The organism is Trichococcus sp. (genome assembly GCF_049589555.1).
In the GTDB taxonomy this organism is placed as follows: Bacteria; Bacillota; Bacilli; order Lactobacillales; family Aerococcaceae; genus Trichococcus.
Genome location: NZ_JBAWAZ010000161.1, coordinates 1 through 6,632, shown reverse-complemented (window position 1 = coordinate 6,632; position 6,632 = coordinate 1). Strand labels below are relative to the sequence as shown.

The following is a 6,632-nucleotide window of genomic DNA, read 5'->3' as shown; positions in this document are numbered from 1 at the left end:
GACACCGAACAGTCGACGAAACCCGAATTCGTTTGCTGAACGCCAAACGAAGGATGCCGAACAGTCGACGTCCCCCCGCATCAGTCGGCGATTCGAAAAGAAATGTATGTTCAACTTCCGACAACCGCCCAGGAATGTAAAAAGTATCGAACGCCAAAACAAACAAAACTTCCGACAAATTAATAAAATTGTCGGAAGTTCGTTTTTTTATTTATATGACGGCCCTAAGAAGAATTGAACTTCCGACACCTCGTTTAGGAAACGAGTGCTCTATCCGCTGAGCTATAGGACCAACAGAACACTATCCATTGTATCACTTAATGCGTGCAATTTCCATACCCATCTGAAAAAAGTTCCCGGAGCCAGCGGAAAATGTATAAAGGGCAGCCAATCAGCTGCCCGAAACTCATTCATTTTCCAATGCGTCAATGCGCTTTTCCAGATCGGAGATGGTCTCCCTTAATTCACTGACCTCCGCGTGCAGACTCTCGATGTCGGCCGGTCGGACTTCGCCGTTCGATGTGCCGCTTATCTGTTGGAAGAGAAAGGTGAGGCCAAAAATCAAGATGACTGCTCCGAAAATATACAGCCAACTTTTGCTGGACGGTTTTTCCGGTTCCACCGCATGCGAAACCTCCTCGAACTGTTCCATCCTTTTCTTTCGATCAATCACGGTAAACCCCCTGCTTTCGTGAAGACTTGTCTGACTATCTACCCACATTATAGCCCATCCAAAATCAGAACAAAAGCAATGTAACGCCGCGCTAGGAAAACTTAAGAAACCGCTTGCTGTTACGGCGCCAGTTCCTCCGGCGAAAGGCCCGCTCGCCGGAGTAGCGGTTTCCGGTAATAGTCCTTCTCCTGTGAAGGAATGTTGGCCGGAGCAGGGGCGGTGGACGAGTCGTCTCTTCCTGCCAGACCAGGCTGACCGGAGGAGGCAGTCTTCGCGGGCCAGCAGCTCCGGCGAAGCCAGTCCTAACCGTAGGACAGGGTGAGGCGCCAGTTCCTCCGGCGAAAGGTTCGCTCGCCGGAGTAGCGGTTTCCGGTAACCGCTCTCCTCCGATAAGGGAATGTTGGCCGGAGCAGGGGGCTGGGTAGCTCGCTCATCTCCGGGGAGCGGGTCCTCGTCGGAGTTGACGAACCCTTACATTCGCCAGCTCCGGCGCACGCACTCCTCACCGGAGCTGCGGCAACCCCAACCAACCCCATTAACACTTCGGCGGCCCGCAGCCGCCCCACAAACACAAAAAGCCTCCCGTCCCCGGGAGGCCACAAATACTAATAAACTTAGAACGCCCAATCCCCATTGCGGAAGATCGGCATAACGGATCCGTCCTTGCGGATCCCATCGATATCCATATCCGCGGACCCGATCATGAAGTCCACGTGCGTGGTCGAGCGGTTCAGGCCGGCTGCAGCCAGCTCTTCTTGGGTCATTTCCGTGCCACCTTCGATGCTGGATGCGTAAGCGGAGCCCAGCGCCAAGTGGTTGGAGGCATTTTCGTCGAACAGCGTGTTGAAGAAGACGATGCCAGATTGGGAAATCGGCGATGGATCCGGAACCAAGGCGACCTCGCCCAGGCTGCGTCCGCCGTCGTTTTCTTCGACCAGTCGACGGATCGTTTCTTCGCCTTTTTCAGCCGTCACTTCGGTCACTTGGCCGTTTTCGAAGCGGAAAGTCATGCCGTCGATGATGTTTCCGGCGTAGCTCAACGGTTTCGTGGATTTCACGACACCGTCGATGCGGCGGAAATCAGGCGCGGAGAACACTTCCTCGGTCGGCATGTTGGCGATGAAATTCTCATTCTGCGCATTCACGCTCCCGGCGCTTTCCCAGACGTGGTTGGCTGGCATGCCGATCGTCAAATCGGTTCCGTTCGCTGCCGTATAGTGCAGCTTGTCGAATTGTTCGGCGTTCAGCACATCGGCTTTCGACAATAGGCGCGCTTCATGCGCATCCCAGGCCGCCACAGGGTCAGCTTCGTAGACGCGGCAGGTCTTGAAGATTTCGTTCCACAAAGCGTCGACTTGTTCCTCTTCGGTCGCCAAATCAGGGAAGACTTTCGCCGCCCATTTCGCGCCGGCCGCGGCAGCGACGGTCCAGCTGACTTTGTTGGCTTGGGTTGCAATGCGTTGCGCTTCGAAAGCCACACCGTTAGCTTTTTGGACAGCAGCCAATTTTTTGCCTTCGACGCCGTTCAGCGCATCCGGATCGGCCGAGCGGACAGAAAGGCGGCTCGCTTTCTTTTCGATCATGTCGAGACTTTCATCCACTTTGTATTGCGGGATATCCGTCATTCTCTCCTCGGACGTGTGCAGATACGTTTCGCGGGTGACGAAATCGTCGGTCCACTTGACGATGACCTCCTCGGCGCCCAACGCGTACGCTTCCTTCGTCAACAGCCGCGCGAACGGTGCCTGCTCGACGTCGATGTTGATGACGATCGTGTGGCCTTTTTGAACGTTGATCCCTTTCGAAACCAACAATTTAGCGTACTTCTGCAGATTTTCCTCAAAATTCGGTAATACCATTGTGTATTCACTCCTAAGCATATAAACGTAATGGAACTATCATAGCACAACTTATCTCTAGCGAATAGATAAGTCTCCCATGTATTTGCGCAAAATTGACCCCAAAACGCAAAAAAACTCAGCCGAAGCTGAGCTTTGTCTATTTAACCTTGGGGGGATTAAACAGAAGCTGGAACCACAAGGGCTCCTGTAATTGATATAAAATCGATTACATGTACTATATTCTCATATGCCACACAAGAATGCAATAGATTTTTGTGAGAATGAGCAAATTGGCAAAGGGAACAGGCGGCTGCCGGCGAAGGGGAGTAAGACCCTCGCTGCTCCGATGTGGGTTGCCTTCGCCGGAGCTGATGCTCGTAAGGGCCCGTCAGCTCCCATGAGGGTCCGCTCCCCGGAGAAGAGCGCGCCACCCAGCCCTCAGCTCCGGCCAACATTCTCTCGCAGTAGGAGAGCAGATTACCGGAAACGCAACTCTGGTGAGAAGGGCACTCACCGGAGGACACCGAAACCAGCATACAAGACTAAAACCAATAATTGGGTCAAATTGTTGTTTTAACCCAATTGTTGGGTTATAATAAAACCAAATAAACGGGTCAATATCTAATTTTGACCCAAATGTTAGATTGGAGGGGGAACCAAAATGTCTTCTGCACTTATGCTATCTGAAGTGGAAAGCTTCCTTAAACAAAATCAACCGGTTTCGACGCAACAACTCTTGGAATTTTACCAAACTTTTGAACCGGATATAAAAGTTAATACCTTGCGTTGGCGTATTTATCATTTGAAGCAAGCTGGCGTCATTTACACTCCAAAAAGGGGACAGTATGCTCTGCAAGGGAAAAAAGCATTCCTGCCGGAGCCGACTGAAAAGATGAAGAATCTGGCACAGCAGATCCAAGCAAAGTATCCTTATGTCAATTTTTCCATATATCCTACGGAATGGCTGTCGGGTCTCACGGAGCATGTGTATCAGTCGCGAAATATCATTTTGGAAGTGGATGTAGATGCGCTGAATTCTGTTTTTCATTTTGTAAAAGAACAATATCCAAATGTCTATCTTCGTCCGGATAGAGGGATTTATGACCTTTACATATCGCCTAGCGAGGAAAATATAATCGTCAATCGCCTGTATGTGGATGCCCCGTTGAATCGAATAGAAGGGAATTACCACCTGCCGAAGCTGGAAAAACTATTGGTTGAACTCATCATTAACGAACCCATCATATTGCCGGTTGGTGAATCCGAAGTGAGAACTGTCGTCACAAATGCCCGTGAAAAATACAATATCAATTACTCCACTTTGTTGCGGTATGCAAAAAAAAGGCACATCGAAAAACAACTAACTTTATTTGGATTAAAGGAAAGCGAGATGCTCTGACACATGATAACTGAAAAAAGTCTGACAGCGGATTGGTACCCAGAAATTAATGAGCGCTACGGCAATCTTGACCGTAATCTATTTGACAAGGTTACCCATGCTTTTTATCTTTTGGAAATGCTCGCCGAATCAAAATTGTCATTTGTTTTTAAGGGTGGCACGAGTTTGCTGCTAATACTCCAAGAAGTGAAGCGATTTTCAATCGATATCGATATCATCGTGCCGGAAGAAGTATCTATAGATGTTTTGGAAGAAGTGTTGAAAAAAATAGTGGATAAATCAGTTTTTACGAGGTTTGAAGAACAAAAGAGGCATGTTAGCGCAATTCCAAAAGCGCATTTCAAATTGTTCTATACGTCGCCATTTGATCAGTCTGAAGTATATGTTTTGTTGGACGTACTTTTTGAAGAGAATCCCTATAGCCATCTCGATACTTTGGCGATTGCTTGTCCGTTTGTTGATACAGTACCGCCAAATGTATATGTTCAAGTGCCGGGGATAGCTGATATATTAGGGGATAAGCTGACAGCTTTTGCTCCAAATTCTACAGGGATTCCTTACAACAAAGGTAAGGCGATGGAGATCATCAAACAACTTTTTGATATTGAAAGTCTGTTTGATCAGTTGACAACTCTTTCAGGAGTAAAAGAAACCTTCGTCCGATGCGCGCTTCAGGAACTGAGCTATCGACAATTGAGTGAGATGGATTATGAAACTGTCCTGGATGATATTCTTAACACCTCCCTTATTATTGGGGGGAGAGGGAGTCTAGAAAAGGAATTGTTCTTGCAATTGGAAGATGGTGTAAGAAGAATCAAGTCTCATATCATTAGCCGGAATTACATTGTAGAAGAGGCAGTTGTCAGTGCCTCCAAGGCAGCATACTTGGCATTGCTGTTGAAAAATGATCGCGAGACTTTCGAAAAGTTTGATCCACTGGTATCGCTACCGGAATTGGTAGGTGCGCCGTTATTCAAAAAGATGGCAAAAATCAAAAAGTTCAGTCCGGAAGCCTACTATTATTTTGCGAAAACACAAGAATTGAAAAACAATCAACAGCTAACTCAACTCCGGTGAGAGGGCGGCCCATCGGAGAAATAAGTGATACCTGCAAATATAGGGTTTCGCCCTCGAGCGAAACCAAAAAAGGAACCGAGAGTCCTCAGACCACTCGGTTCTTAACATATTCTCAAACAACTTTATTATCATCATCCGCCAACACTTCCAGCGTCGTCTCCAGCTCGCGCTTCTTCGCTGCCAAACTTTCCATGACATCTTCGGTGCTGTCCTGCAGCTTCTTCAGGTTCTCGATGTTCTTCTCAATAATGACTTTCGTTCCCCAATCGGAGAAGAGGTTGTCGAAGAAGATGTCCAGGGCGCGCTGGGTGGAGGAGATGGTCTCGAGGTCGCTTTCGAAGACGAAATCCAAGTCGCGCAGCTCTCTCGCAAAAGTATAGACGGTCTGTTCGAGGTGCAGCAGCGAGGCTTCGGCGGCATCGAGCTTGTCGTGTTTCAGGAAATCCAGGATGAGACTGCTGTCGGTGATCAGATCCCAAGTTGAAAGGACATCGGCGGCATCGAGACCGCTGATGATATCCGATAGGGATTCCAGCACCGCGGTTCCGGCTTGTTCGGCTTCGTTCGTTTCGCGCCATTCGTGCTGAATTGCCAGAAGCTGTTGCTGGCGCTCGCTGACGACTTGGTTCATGTTCGGATGTTTGCGCAGGACGTCTTCCTTGATGTTGCGCAGCCGCAGCTTTTTCTCTTCGATGTCCGCTTCGACTTCCTTGACCCTGCGTGCGGCGGCGATTTTCATCGCGTAGGCCTTGTCGAACTCGACTTTCGCGCCGATGATTTCGCGGTACTCTTTATCATAGCGGCGGTCGAAGTTGCCGAATAGTTTCAGGAGGGTATTCGAGAAGCTGTCATTGCGCAGCCGTTCGAGGTCGCGGTTCTCCTTTTCCAATGTCGCAGTAGCTTTTTCCAGTGCTTCTTGGTATTTCGAAAGATTCTCCTCGGCGTTGAAAAGCTTGCGGGCCAACGACCCCAGCTGGAGCATCAATATTTCATATTCCATTCCGACATCCATGTAACCGCCTCCTTCCTGTTGTAAAAAAGAAGAGCCAACCGCAGGGATTCCCGAATGCCGACTCTTGCTTATGTGTTGCTGTAATGAATGGGGTTGCCCGAGCTTACTTGTTCAGCGCGTCAACCATTGCTTGCGAGAATTTCTGCAGGTTCGCGATATCCTCTTCTTCGGCGTTCAAGTCGATCTTGACGTTTTCTGCGCCGATTGTTGCGCCGAATTTTTTGAATTGCGCTTCGAAATCATCGACTGCTTTGCAGTAATATTCATAGAACGTATCCCCAGATCCGACAACGCCGGCAATTTTTCCGGTGAAGTCGACGTCTTCCATCTCTTCATAGAAGTCCATGAATTCATCCGGCAGGTCGCCGTCCGTTCCGTATGTGTAAGTCGCGATGATGTTCATGTCATATGCCAAGAAGTCTTCCGATGCGACTTGCGAACATTCTTTTACTTCAACGTCCACGCCCAATGCTTCCAACTGGTCTGCGACGATATCGGCGATCTCTTCGGTATTCCCTGTCAAACTTGCGTATACGATCAATGCTGATGCCATTGTATTTCCCTCTTTCTTCTCACGATTGCTTTCTATTCAAAGTATACCAAAGTTCCATCCGCTTGGCATCAAATAAT

Annotated in this window: 6 protein-coding genes and 1 tRNA gene; 2 read left to right on the top strand and 5 right to left on the bottom strand. The window is 48.9% G+C overall.

From position 1 onward, the window contains the following. Positions 1-219: 219 nt before the first annotated feature. The 3 genes from WBV27_RS06485 to WBV27_RS06475 all read right to left on the bottom strand — a co-directional run bounded on the left by WBV27_RS06485 (position 220) and on the right by WBV27_RS06475 (position 2,532). Positions 220-292, bottom strand: a tRNA-Arg gene (locus tag WBV27_RS06485). 114 nt (positions 293-406) lie between these two features. Further along, positions 407-673, bottom strand: coding sequence for a hypothetical protein (locus WBV27_RS06480; protein WP_424200462.1), 267 nt, complete (start codon positions 671-673; stop codon positions 407-409). A 614-nt stretch (positions 674-1,287) separates the two neighbouring features. Then, entirely contained in the window at positions 1,288-2,532 is a 1,245-nt protein-coding gene (locus tag WBV27_RS06475; protein WP_424200460.1) for an aminopeptidase, read from the bottom strand. A 643-nt stretch (positions 2,533-3,175) separates the two neighbouring features. Between WBV27_RS06475 and WBV27_RS06470 the strand changes: the two genes are divergently transcribed. Then, a complete protein-coding gene (locus tag WBV27_RS06470) occupies positions 3,176-3,913 on the top strand; it encodes a DUF6577 family protein (RefSeq protein WP_424200458.1) in 738 nt (245 codons plus the stop codon). A gap of 3 nt (positions 3,914-3,916) precedes the next feature. Next, the gene (locus WBV27_RS06465) at positions 3,917-4,990 is read left to right on the top strand and encodes a nucleotidyl transferase AbiEii/AbiGii toxin family protein (protein ID WP_424200456.1); all 1,074 of its coding nucleotides are present in this window, start codon (positions 3,917-3,919) and stop codon (positions 4,988-4,990) included. 112 nt (positions 4,991-5,102) lie between these two features. Here WBV27_RS06465 and WBV27_RS06460 read toward each other — a convergent pair whose 3' ends face one another. Both WBV27_RS06460 and WBV27_RS06455 read right to left on the bottom strand, forming a co-directional pair. Beyond that, positions 5,103-6,002: a hypothetical protein gene (locus tag WBV27_RS06460; protein ID WP_424200454.1), complete on the bottom strand. Its 900-nt coding sequence runs from the start codon at positions 6,000-6,002 to the stop codon at positions 5,103-5,105. A gap of 103 nt (positions 6,003-6,105) precedes the next feature. Then, positions 6,106-6,555: a flavodoxin gene (locus tag WBV27_RS06455; RefSeq protein WP_424200452.1), complete on the bottom strand. Its 450-nt coding sequence runs from the start codon at positions 6,553-6,555 to the stop codon at positions 6,106-6,108. Positions 6,556-6,632: the final 77 nt, after the last annotated feature.